Source organism: Streptomyces sp. NPDC058279, from assembly GCF_042881255.1.
GTDB lineage: Bacteria > Actinomycetota > Actinomycetes > Streptomycetales > Streptomycetaceae > Streptomyces.
Genome location: NZ_JBHVYA010000018.1, coordinates 1 through 15499 on the forward strand (window position 1 = coordinate 1; position 15499 = coordinate 15499).

Consider the following 15499-nt stretch of genomic DNA (forward strand, 5'->3'; position numbering starts at 1 on the left):
CGCCGGTGGGTGATTGAGCGGACCATGTCGTGGCTGACCGGCTACCGCCGACTCAACCACCGCTACGAACGAAACCCCCGCAACTACCCGGCCTTCCTCGGCCTCGCCACCGCCCTCCGCTGCTACAAACGACTCGTCCGCCTCACCACATAGGACACGGTCTAAGACGTCGTCTCATTTGGCGAGTCGGCGGTAGCAAATGAGGGTGCAGGCGATGGCTGTGAAGCCCAGGAAGTGTTCGGCCTTGCGCTCGTAGCGGCGGTGGAGCCTCCGGCAGCCTGCGAGCCAGGACATGGTGCGCTCGATCGTCCACCTGTGACGGCCCAGTCGTGTGGAGGATTCGACGCCCTTGCGTGCGATGCGGTGGGTGATGCCGCGCTGGCGCAGCCATCGGCGCAGGTGGTCATAGTCGTAGCCCTTGTCGGCGTGCAGCTTGGCGGGCTTGCGTCGACGCGGGCCGCGGCGGGAGCGGATCGGCGGGATCCCGCGGACCAGGGGCTGCAGGGCCTGGCTGTCGTGGAGGTTAGCGCCCGATATGCCGACGGATATGGGCAGACCGGTCCGCTCGGTGATCAGATGGATCTTCGAGCCTTTCTTGCCCCGGTCGACAAGATTCGGACCTGTCAGGTCCCCCCCTTCAGGGCCCGCATGTTCACCGAGTCGATCGCACACCTCGACCAGTCCAGGTCGCCGCGGGCGCCGAGTTCGTCCAGCACCAGGCGGTGCAGTTTGGCCCAGACACGGGCCTTGCTCCATTCGCTGAACCGGCGGTGCGCGGTCGGTCCCGACGGCCCGAACGACGGCGGTAACTGCTTCCACGTGCACCCTGACGTGGCCACGAACACAATCGCGGCCAGCACTTCACGATCCCCATACCGCCGTCGGCCACCACCTTGAGGCCGCGTCGGAGCGGGCGGCACCACCCGCGCGAACAACTCCCACAGCTCATCCGGCACCAGACGCTCCACGATGTCCACGGCCGCAGACTATCGAACACCCCAAATGAGACGATGTCTAAAGGAGACCGGTGGCGCCGCCCGTACGGGTGGCACGCCCCAACCGGCCACCGCGGCGAGCGAGCCAACGTGAACAGCGCGACGACCGCACGATTCCCAACCGCACCCACGTCACTACGCGCGCCGCACCGATCCGGCCCCGCGTCCATGCCGCCGTCGCCGACCTGGCCCGCCGAACACCCAACCGCTAGAAAACTCCCCACGAGCGTGGTTCAATACATTCTGTCGGAAGGGGAGGGCAAACCCCGACCGGCACCAGGCGCTCCAGTGCCTGACACCCCTTCACACCCCCACAGGAGCACACCCATGCGCCACGACGCGCAGCACGACGACTTCCACGCCCGCGCCATCCCCGCCATCCCCCGGCCGCGGACCCACCAGCCCGCCGACGACTACGACACCGCCCGCGCCGCCCGCATCCCCCGCCAGAACGGTCCCGACCAGAACGACGACCACTGACGCATTCCACCCCACGCAAATGGCCGCGGTCCCCAGGAGACAACTCCCGGGGACCGCGGCCAAAACGTAGATCGCCCGGCGGCACAATGGGCAAAAGGCCGCCGGGCGGAATGTCCCCTTCACACTGCGATGCCTCACGGCCCCACAGAAGGAACAAGCCCATGTTAGACCCCACCGCAACCGACCGGCCACAACCCTACGACCACGTCCACCTGCGCCCCGGAAACCCGCTCGGCGCCGAGCCCGCCACCCCGTACCTCGTCGTCGACGTCCTGGACACCCACCCCCGCATATACGAGCTGTGGCACCTCCCCGACCACCCCCGCCACCAGGACTGGGCCGGAGCCGTCACCCTCGCCGACATCACCCTCGCCATCCGTGTCACCACCGACGACACCCGCATCTGGGCCCCCTAACCCCTCCCACCCACCACCCGGAGACCCCCGTGCCCGAAGACCCCGTGCCCCGACGCCTCACCCGCGCCGAACTCTCCGCCACCCACGGCATCCCCGAAAGGACCCTCGCCCGCTGGTATTCCAAGCGCGACACCAACGGCCACCCCCTCGCCCACCGCAACGGGAGAACCCTCGAATGGGACGCCGCGGAATGGGAGCGATGGCATCACCGCGTACACCACCAAGACCCCAACCTCGTCAACGTGTCCGAGTTCGCCAAGATCCTCGGCCACAAGGACCACACCTGGGTCAGCAAAGCCGCCAACGTCCCCCCGCCCGGGTTCCCCGAACCCGTCGAATGGGACGACCCCGTCAACCGCCGCCGCCCCAAATGGCGCCGCACCGACGCCCAAGCCTTCGCCGACAACCGCGTCGAACGCACCGCACCCGCAGGAGCAGGCCGCCCCGCCGGCTCCCGCGCCGGCACCCGCTACGCCAACGACGAACGGCTCACGGCCGCCGTCAAAAGCCTCACCGACCACCCCCACGACCGCCCCGCCCGCCACATCGAACGCCTCCACCGGCTCCACCCCGGCACCTCCCCCAGCGCCTGGACCCAAATCCTCAAAGCCGCCCGCGAACAAGAAGCCCCTTAACCCCACCCTAAGGAGCACCCACCCAGTGACCCACCAGAACACTCCCATCAGCCACATTCGCACCCGCTTACAGACCGCAGCGCTGGCACTCACGGCAGCAGCCGCACTTACCGGCTGCGCCACGCACGACTCGGCACAACCCTTATGGGGAGCCCCCAAGTCCTCCGGCCCGGCACAACCGAGCCCCTCCGCCTCGGACCCGACGTCAGGCGTCTACCACCCGCCCGCGGACTGGACCGATCCGCAGCGATGGGCGGTTCTGCCTCGCGGAGCCCGCACCGACGAATACGGAAGCCCGGTCGGATTCCCGCACACTGCGGAAGGAGCGGTTGCCATGATGGCCCTCTCCTGCAAGACCACTGTCGGAGACGGCAGGACCAACGTCGACGAGCAGCTGCGCGTGTATCACTCCTACCTGGCCAAGAGCCAGCAGACCCCCGAGCTGACCGCGCAGTTCCGGGAACAGGCCGCAGTCCTCGACAAGAGCATGGCCGAGGAGATGGCCGGCCCCGGACACAAGACGCTCCCGGCCGGCGCGTACCTGCGCACAACCGTGATCGGCTTCAAAGTGATCAAGAAGACGGACGACGAAGTCAGCGTATGGATGCTGACCCGCGGGGCGCACAAGAACAACGCGACAGCGAAGGAAGAGATCACCTCCACCTCCACCGCTTCGGCCGCCCAATGGATCGACGGGGACTGGAAACTCACACGCGAGGCGGGTAAACGAGCCAACGCGGACACCGAGGACCAAAAGGCACCAGACATCGCAATTCCCGGCGACGAAGCCTTCAACACCATCGGCTGGACCGCCATCCGGTCAGCCTCCTGACCAGCAAGCCGCACATGCGAACGCCCCGCCATCCCAACGGATGACGGGGCGTCCCGTTCACCCGGCCGATCAATCCGGAAGCAGGAACTCCTCCCGCGCGAGCATCACGGGCCGCCCCAGGAACGGCGCCTGCACGACTCCAATGCAGACCGTCCACGCTCGCAAACAGCGTTCCTGCCAGCCATTCCGAACCGGTAGGCGAACGTCCAACGGCGCTCCGAGACACCCGCGGCTCAGGCTCCGGCTACGGCGTTCGATCAACCCACGGCACCTCCCCTGGCTAATGTGGTCGGCTCCGGAGGTCCTTCGGGGGTTGACTCCGGAGTCGCTGGTGTGTCTGTCGCTTGGTCAGAGTTCGGGTCCGGCGAGGTGGAGCTGGCAGGCGCAGTCGAGGGCGTCTCGTGCTTTGGAGAAGTCGGCGGAGCCCAGCCGCTTCGGCCATCGGTACCGGGGTGCGTACCAGAGACCACGGACGGTGTGGCTTCGAGCCGCGTCTCACTCAGCACAAGCAGCCAGCCGCCACCCTCGTAAGTGGCCGGAAAGGCACCTTCATCCCAGGTCAGGGGGTGCTGGTCAACCCACCTGACCGCGCAGTGAAGCGCACGGACTCTGTCGCCTTCCATCCGGCTGGTGTCGCGTCCGTCGGTCAAGGGGCGGCACACGTTAGTGGGTGGTCTGAGTGGGAAGTCAGAGCACCACGACAGCGAAGACCCACAGGTGGGCGGTTCGGGCAGGACCGCATAGTGGACGATAGCCGTGCTCGTGGTGATGACCCGGACGGTGTCGTCCAGGTCGTACCGGTCGGCCTGCGGCCACGACAGCGGATCAACGACGTACCGTCAGCCAGAGGCCCGCGCCGACGAGGTCGAACACCCTTGAGCGGGCGAGCGCCACCCCAGCCTGCGCACGAACGCTTGCAACGACCGCCTCAGCACCTGGCCACGCCAGATCTTGACGCTATTTCGATCACGGACCGTGCTTCAAGTCCTTAATATAATCCGGAATCTTGCATACCTGATCGGTCTTCGAATCCCCCGAAGTGGTGATGCGAGCGAGCTCCCCAGGGCGCTTATCCGCGATCTCGTTAACTTTACCGTACACCGCCAAACAGTCAATCCTCGGAGGTGGAGGATCGTGCGCCAAGAAGCCGAATACGCCAGCGATAAGGGCGACGACAATCGAGCTAAGGGGCGCGACCGCCGGATGCTTCCAGAGACTTTTCGCCACTACTGGACCCCCGCAGCGCGGAGCTCCCGAGTCAGGATCGTAGCCTCCCGGTAGGCGCCAGCGCTAAAGAGCTTGTCGGGAATTTCCAATACGTCCCCCACGGGGGAATCGGGGTGCCTACGCTCGTGGTCAACGCGCGTCACAAGTTCCAGCCCATAATTGAACAGCACGGCAATATACTGCCTGCGCTGCTCCAACCCCAAGAGCAGGATTGCAATCCCGGCCGCCAGGTAAAGCCCGCCGATGCCGAGATACAGCCAGCTAGCCATCGAATAAGAGTCGACACTTACGGCCACAGCCAACAATGCGCCGATTGAGATAAGGAGGGAGATTCCCGCGCCGGCATACACATAAAGCTTCGGCGGCGGCGGGGAGGAAAGAGCCAGCGCTTCGTATTCCCTCAGTTGACCCCTCATGTGGAAACGATATAGCCGACTACTTCACTCCCTGTCGACTCGTCGCTCGAACGAGGGCAGTTCTTTGCTCCACATAGCCCAGCCACGTCCGCGAACTCGGGCACGAAGGCTCCGCACATGGCGTCACTGCGGCACCTCGTCGCGGCACCGGGTGGGGCAGGCTGCGACCGTCGTGATCCACTTCTCCCGAATTGCCCGTCTGCCATGCCCGTTGCCCCGGCCTGCCCGATAGTTGCGACCGCCGCCGAGCGCGAACGGTTGAAGAAGATGGCCTACGGCCACAAGACTGAGTACCGGCTGCGGATGCGCGCGCAGGTCGTCCTGCACGCGGCGCGGGGCGCTCCAACGCGCGTATCACCCGAGAGACGGGCCTTCACCTGGACACGGTTCGTGCCTGGCGAGGCCGGTTCGCCCACGGCGGGCTCCCGGCTCTGGCCGACCGCAAACGCTCCGGGCGCCCCGCCCGTTTCACCCCCGTGCAGGTCGCCGAGGCCAAGGCGCTGGCCTGCCAATTACCCGCCGAGATCGGCGTGCCGCTGTCGCGCTGGTCGTGCCCTGAGCTGGCCGCCGAGCTGACCGCGCGCGGGATCACCGACAGCGTCTCCGCGTCCACGGTGCGCCGCTGGCTGCGCGAGGACGCGCTCAAGCCCTGGCAGTACCGGTCCTGGATCTTCATCCGCGACCCGGACTTCCGCACCAAGGCCCAGCGTGTCCTGGACCTCTACGCCCGCACGTTCGAGGGTGTCCCGCTGGGTGAGGAGGAGTACGTCGTCTCCAGCGACGAGAAGACCTCCGTCCAGGCCCGCTGCCGCTGCCATCCGACCCTGGCTCCGGGCCGGGCCCGGGCGATGCGCGTCAACCACGAGTACGGCCGCGGCGGCGCGCTGGCATACCTGGCCGCCGCTGCCGTCGGTGAGGCCGACGCGAGGTGGCTACGCGAGATCACCCGACTCCGCGGCTGGCCCGGTCACGCGATGGTCAGTGCGGCGGCGGTCTCGCCGGCGTGAGAGTCGTCCGGGCGGACTCTCACCCTTCGTCCCCTTCGTGGTCCGGCTGCAGTACGAATCTCTGGATCTCTTCCATGCCGGGGGCGTAGCCGTCGGAGGTGTCCACCAGCAGGTTCGGGGCGGTCAGGCTGATGGGGACGAACTGGTCGGGGTCGTAGATGCCGGCCTCCATGTCGGCGAGCAGGGTCTTGTCACCGTGGGCGACCCGGTGGCTGTCGGTGTGGGCGCGGTCGGTGATGCGTTGGGCGATGGTCGGGGCGGGGGTGGTGCACCGGATGATCCGTAGGTCGGCGAACTCCGTGAGCGGTTCGAGCCCGGGGCGCCAGAGGCGGTCTTGGAAGGCGGCTTCGGCGACGACGGTTGCGCCCGCGCGGAGGAGTACGGCGATCGTCGCGAAGAATGCTTCCAGGGCCGGGATGTTGAGTGGGTCGTCGCCGTCGGCGTCGTGACCGGGATAGTTCATGACCATGCCCTGTTTGATCTCGTCGCGCAGGATCGCGGGGCAGCCCAGGTGCTGGGCGAGCGTCCGGGCGAGGGTGGTCTTGCCGGTCGCGGGCGGGCCGCTGACCACGGCCAGCGTTGGGCGGGGGGCCATCGTCGTCTCACCGGTTAGTAGGGGTGTGTTTGGTCCTTGCGACGGCTGCCGATCGGGGTGACGGGGACGCCCCTGGCCATGGCTTCGAAGTCGAGGATCGGATGGGCGAGGATGTCTTCGACGGAATCGGTGAGCAGGTTGCCCAGGATGAACTCTTCTTCCCGGCCGGCCGCGAATGTGACGACCTGCCCAGATGACTGGATCATCCAGTTCAGCAGTTCCCTGTCGGCTGCCTCAGCGAGAATGACCTCACGATCGGGGTAGGCGGTCAATAGGTGGGTGGCCGCGGCCCGGAAGTGGGAGGTTGATACTGCCAGGCGCCGGACTGCGTCCGGTGATGCCCGGCGCCCCCACCACTGGAAAATCACCCATTGGGCAACGCTGGGATGCGACATCACCTCTTCCGCGATGTCGGGCAGCTCATGCAGGTTTGCAGCGGAGGCGACAGTGTGCACGCGCACCTTGTCAAAGTCGGCTGCGTCACAGAGGTCCAGCGACTGCTTCAAGGCCGATACCAGGTTGCGGTCCGGGTTGCGGCGGAACTCGCGTTGGACGGCCGGGGTGACGCCATCGAGGGGTAGGCGGAGAGAGGCGAGCGGCCGAAGCCGCTCAAGGGTGTCCGCCGTCAGCGTGTAGCCGGTCGTGTCGAGCGCCACCTTGATGCCATGGGTCGTGGCATGGTGAATGACGTCGAAGACGGGTGGCCACAGGAGCGGGTCTCCGCCGGCGAGGACGAGATCGGTGACGCCGTGCGCAGCCAGCTTGTCGGTGATCGCCATAGCCTGGGACAGCGTGACCTGTTCGGTGACGAAGGGGTTGTAGCAGCCTTGGCAGGCCATCGGGCAGCGGTTGTTGATCGACCAGTTGACCCGAGTCACCCGCCGCCAGGTCTGCGGCGTATGGGCACGCGCCCGGATACCGGCGATCAAGTCTTGTAGTCGGCGCGCCGGCGGGTGGGCGTTGGCGGTGAGCAGGTTGCCGGCCTCCTCGACGGCGGCGGGCGTGGCGTTGTTCTGGAGCAGCAGGAAGGCGAGCTGCCAGCGGAGTCGCTCGGCATCCGGGGCTTTCGTCAGGGCTTTCCGAATGCGGTGGGTGAGGGCGGTGAAGTAGGCGGGGTTGAAGCGGTCCGGTTCGAGGCGGCGTTGGAAGGAGTCGTCGATGGAGCCGGCCGCCAGGGTGCGGTCGTACCCGCCGCGCAGGGGGTGCGGGGGTGTCAGTTCCACGAAGGTGCGCGCGGTCATCTGGTGGCCTCTCGGTTCGGGATGGATGGGTCTGTGGCCAGTGCGGACTCGGCAAAGGGCAGGCCCTGGTTCTCAAGGAACACGAGGTCGCGCACGGTGCGGTGGAGGCCGGGGCGGGTCGGGGCGTCCAAGTAGGCGGACGACGACGCCAGAGGCTCGACCCGCTGCTCGGCGAAGAGGTTGCGCAGGGTGTGGGGGAGGTCGTCAAGTGTGCCCGGCAGTCTGCCGTCCAGGTGGCGAGCCAGAAGGGTGGCGGCCGACCGTGCCTTGACGATGTTGGTCTGCGGGTCGTCGGTGTTCGCCTTCGAGAGGTAGTAGGCGACGGGTTGGATGAGCCACGGCAGTGCCTTGGGGGTGGGTGGCGTTGACGGGGAGGGACCCGTCTCGGATGCCGGGTGAGGGAGGCGTAGGCCGTTGCACAGCCAGTCACCTGTGATGCTCGTCCGGTAGGGGGCGTGGATCACCGCCTCGAACACGGGCTTCAGGGTGATTGCCGCGGTGGCCTGGATGAGGAACTTGTCCGCGATGTCACGGAGGATCGGGGTGAGCGCGGCGCGGGCGGTCGGGACCTCGGCTCGGGAGGCGACGACGGGGATGAGGTCGAGATCCGAGACGATGCGGCCGCCGGTCGTGGTCCGGAAGTCGCGGCGTGCGAGAGAGCCGGAGACGGCGACGGACATGTCTTCCACGGTGGCGAACGTGGCTTGCAGGTGCGATATCAGCGCGGGGATGTCATGAGGGTTCATGTGGCTTCTCCAGCGAGGCCGGCGACGGCGGTGAAATCCGCCCACGGGCCGTGGGCGGCGGCCGCGTCCGCGTACGCGGCGACGGTGCTGCTGATCAGCGGCAGGTCACCCAGGAGGTCTTGGGCCAGCCCCAAGTCCTTGAGCATGTGGCGGACGGCGAAGTCCGGGTCTGAGTAGTCGGCCCGTTCGATGCGGTCGAGCTTTGCGGCGGCGAGTTGTGCCATCCAGCCGACGGAGGTGATCGCTTCGGCCGCAGTGGGATAGTCCCCTCCGAGATGCTCGGGCAGCTCTCGGGCGAATACGCCGAGGCAGTGGAGAAGCGCGGCGCCCCAGGCGTTGAAGATCAGCTTGAAGCGGGCTGGGTTCCCCGGCCGGGAGAAGTGGAACCGGCGCGCGATGAAGGCGTCCAGGACACAGCGGTCTCGGCCGTCGAGGGCTGTAGGCGTGTGGAGAAAGCCGGTGAGGGTGCCTGTGTGGGCGCCGGGGCGGGAGCCGGTGACAGGGCATTCCACCGGCAGTCCGCCGGCTTCGGAGATGTGGTCGTGCCAGGCTTCGGCCCAACCGGGGCTGATGGTCGAGAGTTCGATGCAGGTTGCGCGGCGGGTAGTGATGGCGGCGCGGGCTTGGGGATGGTTCCAGAAGGAGCGGCTGACTTCGTCGTCGGTGAAGCATCCGATCACGATGTCGGGCCTGGCCGGGGCGATGTCGTGGGGTCGGATGAGGTCCGTGTGGGGCGGGGGTGACTTGAGATGCCGGCTTGCGATGGTTATGTGCGTGTTGGGAAGGTCGGTGAGGTGGGGGATGATCTCGGCGGTCATCGTGCCGTACCCGGCGACGAGGACCCTCGTCGCCGGACCGGCCCCCGCTAATGGCGGGACGGGTGTCATGAGTCTCCATTCATCAGGAGGGCGCGTCGGTCCATCCAGGCGAGGGCATCGGCGATGCCCTGCTCGACGGAGAGTTCCGGGGTCCAGCCCAGTAGCTGGGTGGCGCGGGAGATGTCGGGGTAGGCGCCCGCCACGTCACCGGGCCGAGGCCCCACGAATTCGTGCGCGAGGGGCTTGCCGGTGACGTTCTCGAAGGCCTTGATCAGCTCCAACACGGTCGTGCCCGTGCCGGAGCCGAGGTTGATGGGCAGGTAGCTGCGGTCCCCGGGCGCCAGAATGCCGTCGAAGTCCTTCACGGCGGTGACGTGTGCTCGCGCCAGGTCCCAGACGTGGACGTAGTCGCGGATGCCCGTGCCGTCGCGGGTCTCCCAGGCGGTACCGGTGACGGGGAAGGGCTCGCCCGCCAGGTACTTGTCGATCATCACGCCGAGTGCGTGGGACGGAGTGAGGACCTGGAGGCCGGAGCGGTACTTCGGGTCTGCGCCGATGGGGTTGAAGTAGCGCAGTGAGATCGCCCGCAGACCGGTTCCGTCCGCGATGTCTTCCAGGGCGCCCTCGAAGACGGCCTTCGTACGCGCGTACGGGGAGCCAGGGGCGATGGGCGCGTCCTCGGTGATGGCCTGGCCCGAGGCGTAGATCGCGGCCGAGGACGAGAAGACGAAGCGTGTACAGCCGTTACGCAGCAGGGCCTCGACAAAGGCCAGGCCCTTGGTGACGTTCTCCCGGTAGTACATGATCGGCTCGGCTACGGACTCGGGCACGATGATCCGGGCGGCGCAGCCGACTGCGGCGTGAATGTCGGGGTGGTCGGCGAAGACCCGGTCGATGAGGTCACCGTCCGCGATGTCGCCTTGGTAGAAGTTCCGCCCCTGGACGAATTCACGCCGCCCGGTGGCGAGGTTGTCGATGATGATCGGCTCGATTCCCTCGTCCAAGCAGGCGGAGGCGATGGTCGAGCCGATGAATCCCGCACCACCGGTGATGAGCACCTTCATGGATTACTCCCAAATCTCTTCTGGTCCGCCTGAGTTGACGCGAACCAGGGCTGTCAGGCGCGCAGAGCCTAGCAGCGCTTCGGGCGGGTTCCAGATGGTTCCTGTCGGTTGCTGCCTGTATGAGCGATGGGATGGTAGAGGCACCACACCATCGTGGGTTCGAAGACCTGTCGGATCTCCAGCCCATGCTGTCGGGCAATGTCGACTGAGCCGATGCACCCGTCCACGCTGCCGTCGGCGGCAAGCTTCACGGCGAGGGGTTTGGCGTCCACGTACCAGCGAGTCGCTGCGGGGGTGAACTCGTCGGCGAAAGCCCGAGTGGCGGGATGGAGAGCGAGCGTACGCACGGCACTGAGGTCGGGGACGTTGCGGCGCGTTGCCACGCACATCGCCTTCGTGGGGCTTTCCCATACACGCGTGAGCCCCATGTGTCCGTGATTGCGGAAGTGCATGTCGACCCAGAGGTCCGTGACGACCTCGCCCCGCCGCTCCACGAAGCCGGCCGCCACGAGCGCGCCGGTGCCCTGGTCTCGGGCGGCGCGCATGGCAGCGTCGAACGACTCGGTGAGGATCACCGTCGGGAAAAGGCGGGCGGCCTCAGCGTGTGCGTCGGTGCCTTCCGGGCCCAACGTCGCCACGGCTTGAACCGCCGAAGGCGGAGCGCTCAGTGGGCCAAGGTGAGTGAGCAGAGCCATGAGGTTCACTCCTCGCTTGCTGCGTTACCGCGTCGCCTTGGCCGCGGTTACCGAAGACGCCGGAACCGGCGCCCAATTGATCAGCTTGCTGCGGCTAGGTGCGCCGGCGAGCTTCATCAGCTTCCGGTGGATGGGTCCGCACGGCCCCAGCCGGCCGACCCATTGAGGTCGCGCTGGATCGAGCGGAAGTACGGCCGCCGGCGAGAAGCCGGAGGACACCCAGCGAAAATCCGGCAAGCTCGCAGGGCGGTACTGGTGTGGGCCTGATGGCCCTGACCTGGTAGGCCTCGTGTAGCAGGCGGGCCTGCCCAGCCCCGCGGTCCCGTCCTTCGCGCTGGCGTGTGCGAGGTGGGACTTGATCGTCTCGGCGGAAAGGTAAGGCGTCCCGCCGATCTGCGTGGTGGTCATACCTTCGACGGCGAGCTGCACGACCTGAATCTCGCGATCCCTGAAGGCCAACCGATCCTCGCGCTGACCCGCGGATCGCCGACACACGGGAGAAGGACTCGTCACCGGAGCCTCGCTAGTTGGTGCTGTCGTGGGTGGCCGAAGTCAGGCGCACCAATACGCTGCTGATGAGGTCGGCCCGGAGGAGGAGGGGCGGCTCCTCACGCGGCGCGCTGACCCAGTGCGCGCTCGGGGTCCCGGGTTCGGCGTACGGCACCAGCAGGTGATGACCGACAGACAGGCCGCGTGCGCGGGGCGGATTCTCGACAGACGTCGCGGTGCCCGGGGCCACCATCACGTACAGCACCCCCCTCACATGGTCGGCGAGAACCGGGTAGCCGCTGCGCGGGCTGAGCCGCAGAGCGCTCAGCGCGTCCAGGCCCAAGGTAATGGGGCTGATGGCGAGCGCGTCCCAGCTCTGACCGCAGTGCACCCAGCCCGCTCCGCCAAAGCCGAACCTCCAGCGCTGCAGCCGCTGATCGGATACCGCGGCTTGCTCGTGCCAAGTCGTCGCGGACTTCGGGGTCATGGCCGCCTCCTGATCGGTTGTCATGTCCGACCTCCAAGCAACCGCAGTCGGCATACCGTCCGCGACGCGTCCGCGATGAAAGAGTGATGCAACTCCCGGCGGGGAAGGTGACGAGCGCCCGGGACCGGGCAGACCATGCTGGGGGGTACAGTCACACACCCCCTTTTCCCCCAGCGGCCCCCTGGAGCCCGGCATGGCCGAACGCCGCCCCAACTTGGAGTTACGCGCGCTGCGCGAGAACGAGTTCCAGATGTCCCGCCCTGAACTCGCCAAACGCCTCAACGATGAGGCCAAGGCCATGGGTGAGAACATCGGCTGCTCCGCGCGCCTGATCGCCGCCTGGGAAGACGGAGAGGTCGACTGCCCCCGTGCGGTCTACCGACGGGTACTGACGGCCCTCACCGGGCGAACCATGTCCCAGCTCGGCTTCCGTCTCCCCGGCACCCCGTCCACAGCACGGTCCCGGTCGGCAGCCCGGGAACCCGAGCTGGAAATCGGAGGTGAATCGGTGGACCGCAGAACCTTCTGCCGCGACAGCGCGGGCCTCGCGCTCGCTCTGCCGCTATCCGCTACCAGCCGTGGTCCGGGGCGTGTCGGCGCCACCGAGGTCCGCGCCGTCACGCACGCTGTCACCACCTTGTTCGGGCACGACCACAACCACGGCTCCGGCCCGCTGCGCAAGGCCGCCGGCGAGGCCCTGCACACTGCCTACAGCTGGCTCCAGTCCGGCAGCTACACGGATCGCACCGGACGGAAACTGCGCTCGGTCACCGGAGCACTCTCCATCGCCGCCGGCTGGCTCTCCTACGACAGCGGCCGCCCCGCGGACGCCCACTCCCTCTACGGTGAAGCTCTGGCCGCAGCCCGCATCGCCGACGACCCGGCCCTCGAAGCCCATGCCTTCGGCTGCCTGTCCCTCCTGGCCAAAGCCCAGGGACGCCCCCGCGAAGCCGTCGCCAACGCTCAAGGCGCCCAGGCAGCCGCCCGCCCGCTCGGATCCCCCCGCATGACCGCCCTCTTCCACGCCCGTGAAGCAGGCGGTTGGGCTCTGATGGGCGATCGCGCCGCCACCGACGCCGCGATCGTCCGCGCCCACCACCACTACGCCAAAGGGCCGTCCGACGCCGATCCGGACTGGCTCGACTTCTTCACCCCCGCCGAACTCGCGGGACTCGAAGCTCTCGCCCGCGCCGACCTCGGCCAGCACGAGCGCGCCGCCGCCGGCGCCGAACAGGCCGTCCTGCTGCACGGCGACGCCTTCGCCCGGAACCGCGCCCTGTACACAGCCGACATCGCCATCCAACATGCAGTCAGGGACCGGCCCGAGCCGGAGGCGGCGGCCGAGGCCGCGGGACGTGTCCTGGCGTTCCTGCCCGACGTCCGCTCGGACCGGCTGTTGCAGTCCCTGCACGGAGTGGCAGGTGCTCTCCAGCGCCACGCCCGTGTGCCGGCCGTCGCCGACTGGATTGAGCAGTACCGCACCATAGCCAATACCGGAGGAGGACAGGCGTGACCACCAGCACCCGCGACGACGTCGTGATCCGCACTTTTGGACCAGGCCACGTCCCACCGCTGCTCGACGCGCTCGCAGAGACCTGGGCCGACGCTCACCCCGAACTCGTCGACACCCCTGGCGCCACCACCGACGGGCTTTCCACCGAAGCGCTGCGCCGTCAGGTCACTGGCCACGCGCGCCGCGAGGGTTTCGTCCTGACCGTCGCCTTCGCACACGGCAACCCCATTGGCTTCGCCTATGCGTTCCCCGCCACCCCGGAGTACTGGTACGGGCCCGAGCTCCTCCCCCAGATCCCCGGACACATCAGGACCGGCCGTCTCATGGGGCTGTGCGAGCTCGCAGTTACACCCCACTGGCAGGGACTGGGCATCGGAAGTCAACTGCACGAAGAGCTGCTGAAAGCAGTGAACCCCCAGTACTCATCACTCCTCGTCCGCCCGGACAATCCCCGTGGCCGCGCCCTCTACGACCGTCTCGGCTACTTCTACGCCGGTCCCTACCGCAACGAGCCCGACGGCCCGGTCTACGACCTTCTGATCCTCCAGGTCGACATTCACAGGCACCCGGCTGAGTAGATTCCCGCGCGTCCGGGACAGTAGGAACGCTGGGCGTTCTCGGCCAGGGAGTCGACCATCACGTCGGGGTCGAAACGCGGCCACCATGCGCCGTCACGTTCCTCCAGTCCGGCGGCCCAGCCCTCGCCGATGCTCGCCGAACCGCCCGCCGCACCACCCTGGCCGGCCGTCGGGCTGTCGTACTCACCCCGGCACCGGCCACTACGCTGCACCGACCGACCCGACACCGTGGAGGCCACGTGACCCGCATCGCCGTCCTCTCTGCCGGATCCTGGGGCACCAGCTTGAGCGTGGTCCTGGCCGATGCCGGTAACCGGGTTGCCATCCACGCCCGCCGCCACGACATCGCGGCCGCCATCAACCAACGTCACGAGAACCCCCGCTACCTACCCGGGGCCGTCCTGCCTGGCAGGGTGACCGCCACCACCGACGTCGCCGAAGCCGTCCAGGGTGCCGAGTTCGTGTTCCTGTCGATTCCCGCCCAGACCCTCCGGGCCAACCTCGCGCTGTGGGCGCCACTGTTCCCCGACGACAGCGTGGTGGTGAGCCTGATGAAGGGGGTCGAGACAGGCACCGGCATGCGGATGAGCCAGGTCATCGCCGAGACGGCCGGGATCCCGGCTGCCCGGGTCGCGGTACTGTCCGGGCCCAACCTCGCCCGGGAGATCGCCGTGCGCCAGCCCGCCGCCACCGCAATCGCCTGCACCGACGAGGCAGTGGCCGACCGGATCCAAGCCGCCGCACAGACCCCGTACTTCCGCCCCTACACGACCACCGACGTGACCGGCGTCGAACTGGGCGGGGTGGTGAAGAACGTCATCGCCCTGGCCGTCGGCCTCGCCACCGGCATGAACCTCGGCGAGAACTCCCGCGCCATGCTGGTCACCCGCGGCCTCGCCGAGACCGCCCGACTCGGGCTCGCTCTCAGCGCCGACCCGCTCACGTTCGCCGGCCTCGCCGGGGTCGGCGATCTCATGGCCACCTGCTCCTCCCCCCTCTCCCGAAACCGCACCTTCGGCGAACACCTCGGGCTGGGCCTGACCGTCGACCAGGCCGCCGCAGCCACCGGACAGACGGCCGAGGGCGTCAAGTCCGCCGAGTCCGTGCTGGGGCTCGCCCGCCGCCACGGCGTCGACATGCCCATCACCGACGTCGTCGTCAAGGTTCTGCACGGCAAGGTCACCGTGGACCAGGCCGCCGCCCTGCTCATGGGGCGCGCTGCCAAACAGGAGCGATACGAGGCTTGACCCCACCAAGCCCCTCGG

19 protein-coding genes and 1 pseudogene are annotated in these 15499 nt (G+C 68.0%); 9 read left to right on the plus strand and 11 right to left on the minus strand.

Features of this window, described 5'->3' with window-relative positions:
- Positions 1–153, plus strand: a 153-nt coding sequence (locus tag ACFVXJ_RS26055; RefSeq protein WP_389665408.1) for a transposase, incomplete at its 5' end; no start/stop codon positions are given.
- Positions 154–174: 21 nt separating this feature from the next.
- Here ACFVXJ_RS26055 and ACFVXJ_RS26060 read toward each other — a convergent pair.
- Positions 175–968 (minus strand): IS5 family transposase gene (locus ACFVXJ_RS26060; RefSeq protein WP_389665410.1). Its coding sequence is split into 2 segments (ribosomal slippage): positions 175–635 and positions 635–968, totalling 795 coding nucleotides; the frame shifts between segments, so codons are not numbered across the junction.
- 354 nt (positions 969–1322) lie between these two features.
- Here ACFVXJ_RS26060 and ACFVXJ_RS26065 point away from each other — a divergent pair.
- The 4 genes from ACFVXJ_RS26065 (at position 1323) to ACFVXJ_RS26080 (ending at position 3358) form a co-directional block, all read left to right on the plus strand.
- On the plus strand, positions 1323–1475 hold the full coding sequence (locus ACFVXJ_RS26065) for a hypothetical protein (RefSeq protein WP_389665222.1): 153 nt from the start codon (positions 1323–1325) through the stop codon (positions 1473–1475).
- 161 nt (positions 1476–1636) lie between these two features.
- Entirely contained in the window at positions 1637–1891 is a 255-nt protein-coding gene (locus tag ACFVXJ_RS26070) for a DUF6211 family protein (protein ID WP_389665223.1), read from the plus strand.
- 29 nt (positions 1892–1920) lie between these two features.
- Positions 1921–2526, plus strand: coding sequence for a hypothetical protein (locus ACFVXJ_RS26075; protein WP_389665224.1), 606 nt, complete (start codon positions 1921–1923; stop codon positions 2524–2526).
- Between the two features lie 334 nt (positions 2527–2860).
- Positions 2861–3358, plus strand: coding sequence for a hypothetical protein (locus ACFVXJ_RS26080; RefSeq protein WP_389665225.1), 498 nt, complete (start codon positions 2861–2863; stop codon positions 3356–3358).
- Positions 3359–4584: 1226 nt separating this feature from the next.
- Here the strand turns inward: ACFVXJ_RS26080 and ACFVXJ_RS26085 are convergent.
- Positions 4585–5001, minus strand: a complete 417-nt coding sequence (locus tag ACFVXJ_RS26085; protein WP_389665227.1) for a hypothetical protein — start codon at positions 4999–5001, stop codon at positions 4585–4587.
- Between the two features lie 377 nt (positions 5002–5378).
- On the opposite strand from ACFVXJ_RS26085, the gene ACFVXJ_RS26090 reads away from it, so the two are divergent.
- On the plus strand, positions 5379–6008 hold the full coding sequence (locus tag ACFVXJ_RS26090) for a helix-turn-helix domain-containing protein (RefSeq protein WP_389665411.1): 630 nt from the start codon (positions 5379–5381) through the stop codon (positions 6006–6008).
- A 19-nt stretch (positions 6009–6027) separates the two neighbouring features.
- On the opposite strand, the gene ACFVXJ_RS26095 is transcribed toward ACFVXJ_RS26090, so the two are convergent.
- From ACFVXJ_RS26095 to ACFVXJ_RS26130, 8 genes are all read right to left on the minus strand, one after another.
- A complete protein-coding gene (locus ACFVXJ_RS26095; RefSeq protein ID WP_389665228.1) occupies positions 6028–6603 on the minus strand; it encodes an AAA family ATPase in 576 nt (191 codons plus the stop codon).
- Between the two features lie 14 nt (positions 6604–6617).
- Positions 6618–7844, minus strand: coding sequence for a radical SAM protein (locus tag ACFVXJ_RS26100; protein WP_389665230.1), 1227 nt, complete (start codon positions 7842–7844; stop codon positions 6618–6620).
- Positions 7841–8590 carry a hypothetical protein gene (locus ACFVXJ_RS26105; protein WP_389665232.1) on the minus strand — a complete coding sequence of 250 codons (750 nt, stop codon included), beginning with the start codon at positions 8588–8590 and terminating at the stop codon, positions 7841–7843. The genes ACFVXJ_RS26100 and ACFVXJ_RS26105 overlap by 4 nt, the downstream gene beginning before the upstream one ends.
- Positions 8587–9408 carry an NAD(P)-binding domain-containing protein gene (locus ACFVXJ_RS26110; RefSeq protein WP_389665234.1) on the minus strand — a complete coding sequence of 274 codons (822 nt, stop codon included), beginning with the start codon at positions 9406–9408 and terminating at the stop codon, positions 8587–8589. The genes ACFVXJ_RS26105 and ACFVXJ_RS26110 overlap by 4 nt, the downstream gene beginning before the upstream one ends.
- A 65-nt stretch (positions 9409–9473) precedes the next feature.
- The gene (galE, locus tag ACFVXJ_RS26115) at positions 9474–10472 is read right to left on the minus strand and encodes a UDP-glucose 4-epimerase GalE (RefSeq protein WP_389665235.1); all 999 of its coding nucleotides are present in this window, start codon (positions 10470–10472) and stop codon (positions 9474–9476) included.
- Positions 10473–10540: 68 nt separating this feature from the next.
- Positions 10541–11167, minus strand: coding sequence for a hypothetical protein (locus ACFVXJ_RS26120; RefSeq protein WP_389665236.1), 627 nt, complete (start codon positions 11165–11167; stop codon positions 10541–10543).
- 24 nt (positions 11168–11191) lie between these two features.
- A complete protein-coding gene (locus ACFVXJ_RS26125) occupies positions 11192–11680 on the minus strand; it encodes a LuxR C-terminal-related transcriptional regulator (RefSeq protein ID WP_389665238.1) in 489 nt (162 codons plus the stop codon).
- Between the two features lie 10 nt (positions 11681–11690).
- Positions 11691–12167 carry a hypothetical protein gene (locus tag ACFVXJ_RS26130; RefSeq protein ID WP_389665240.1) on the minus strand — a complete coding sequence of 159 codons (477 nt, stop codon included), beginning with the start codon at positions 12165–12167 and terminating at the stop codon, positions 11691–11693.
- 169 nt (positions 12168–12336) lie between these two features.
- On the opposite strand from ACFVXJ_RS26130, the gene ACFVXJ_RS26135 reads away from it, so the two are divergent.
- Complete coding sequence (locus ACFVXJ_RS26135; RefSeq protein WP_389665242.1) at positions 12337–13656, plus strand: hypothetical protein; 1320 nt, start codon at positions 12337–12339, stop codon at positions 13654–13656.
- On the plus strand, positions 13653–14234 hold the full coding sequence (locus tag ACFVXJ_RS26140; protein ID WP_389665243.1) for a GNAT family N-acetyltransferase: 582 nt from the start codon (positions 13653–13655) through the stop codon (positions 14232–14234). Before ACFVXJ_RS26135 ends, ACFVXJ_RS26140 begins: the two co-directional genes overlap by 4 nt.
- Before the next feature lie 20 nt (positions 14235–14254).
- Here ACFVXJ_RS26140 and ACFVXJ_RS26145 read toward each other — a convergent pair.
- A pseudogene (locus ACFVXJ_RS26145) lies at positions 14255–14368 on the minus strand (alpha/beta hydrolase); the annotation flags it as partial.
- 105 nt (positions 14369–14473) lie between these two features.
- On the opposite strand from ACFVXJ_RS26145, the gene ACFVXJ_RS26150 reads away from it, so the two are divergent.
- On the plus strand, positions 14474–15481 hold the full coding sequence (locus ACFVXJ_RS26150; protein ID WP_389665245.1) for an NAD(P)H-dependent glycerol-3-phosphate dehydrogenase: 1008 nt from the start codon (positions 14474–14476) through the stop codon (positions 15479–15481).
- Positions 15482–15499 lie beyond the last annotated feature (18 nt).

What these genes read in the sequence shown, in the direction of transcription:
- ACFVXJ_RS26065 (WP_389665222.1), top strand. Translation starts at nt 1,323, where the DNA reads ATGCGCCACGACGCGCAGCACGACGACTTCCACGCCCGCGCCATCCCC.
- ACFVXJ_RS26070 (WP_389665223.1), top strand. Translation starts at nt 1,637, where the DNA reads ATGTTAGACCCCACCGCAACCGACCGGCCACAACCCTACGACCACGTC.
- ACFVXJ_RS26080 (WP_389665225.1), top strand. Translation starts at nt 2,861, where the DNA reads ATGATGGCCCTCTCCTGCAAGACCACTGTCGGAGACGGCAGGACCAAC.
- ACFVXJ_RS26085 (WP_389665227.1), bottom strand. Translation starts at nt 5,001, where the DNA reads ATGAGGGGTCAACTGAGGGAATACGAAGCGCTGGCTCTTTCCTCCCCG.
- ACFVXJ_RS26095 (WP_389665228.1), bottom strand. Translation starts at nt 6,603, where the DNA reads ATGGCCCCCCGCCCAACGCTGGCCGTGGTCAGCGGCCCGCCCGCGACC.
- ACFVXJ_RS26100 (WP_389665230.1), bottom strand. Translation starts at nt 7,844, where the DNA reads ATGACCGCGCGCACCTTCGTGGAACTGACACCCCCGCACCCCCTGCGC.
- ACFVXJ_RS26105 (WP_389665232.1), bottom strand. Translation starts at nt 8,590, where the DNA reads ATGAACCCTCATGACATCCCCGCGCTGATATCGCACCTGCAAGCCACG.
- ACFVXJ_RS26110 (WP_389665234.1), bottom strand. Translation starts at nt 9,408, where the DNA reads ATGACCGCCGAGATCATCCCCCACCTCACCGACCTTCCCAACACGCAC.
- galE (WP_389665235.1), bottom strand. Translation starts at nt 10,472, where the DNA reads ATGAAGGTGCTCATCACCGGTGGTGCGGGATTCATCGGCTCGACCATC.
- ACFVXJ_RS26120 (WP_389665236.1), bottom strand. Translation starts at nt 11,167, where the DNA reads ATGGCTCTGCTCACTCACCTTGGCCCACTGAGCGCTCCGCCTTCGGCG.
- ACFVXJ_RS26130 (WP_389665240.1), bottom strand. Translation starts at nt 12,167, where the DNA reads ATGACAACCGATCAGGAGGCGGCCATGACCCCGAAGTCCGCGACGACT.
- ACFVXJ_RS26135 (WP_389665242.1), top strand. Translation starts at nt 12,337, where the DNA reads ATGGCCGAACGCCGCCCCAACTTGGAGTTACGCGCGCTGCGCGAGAAC.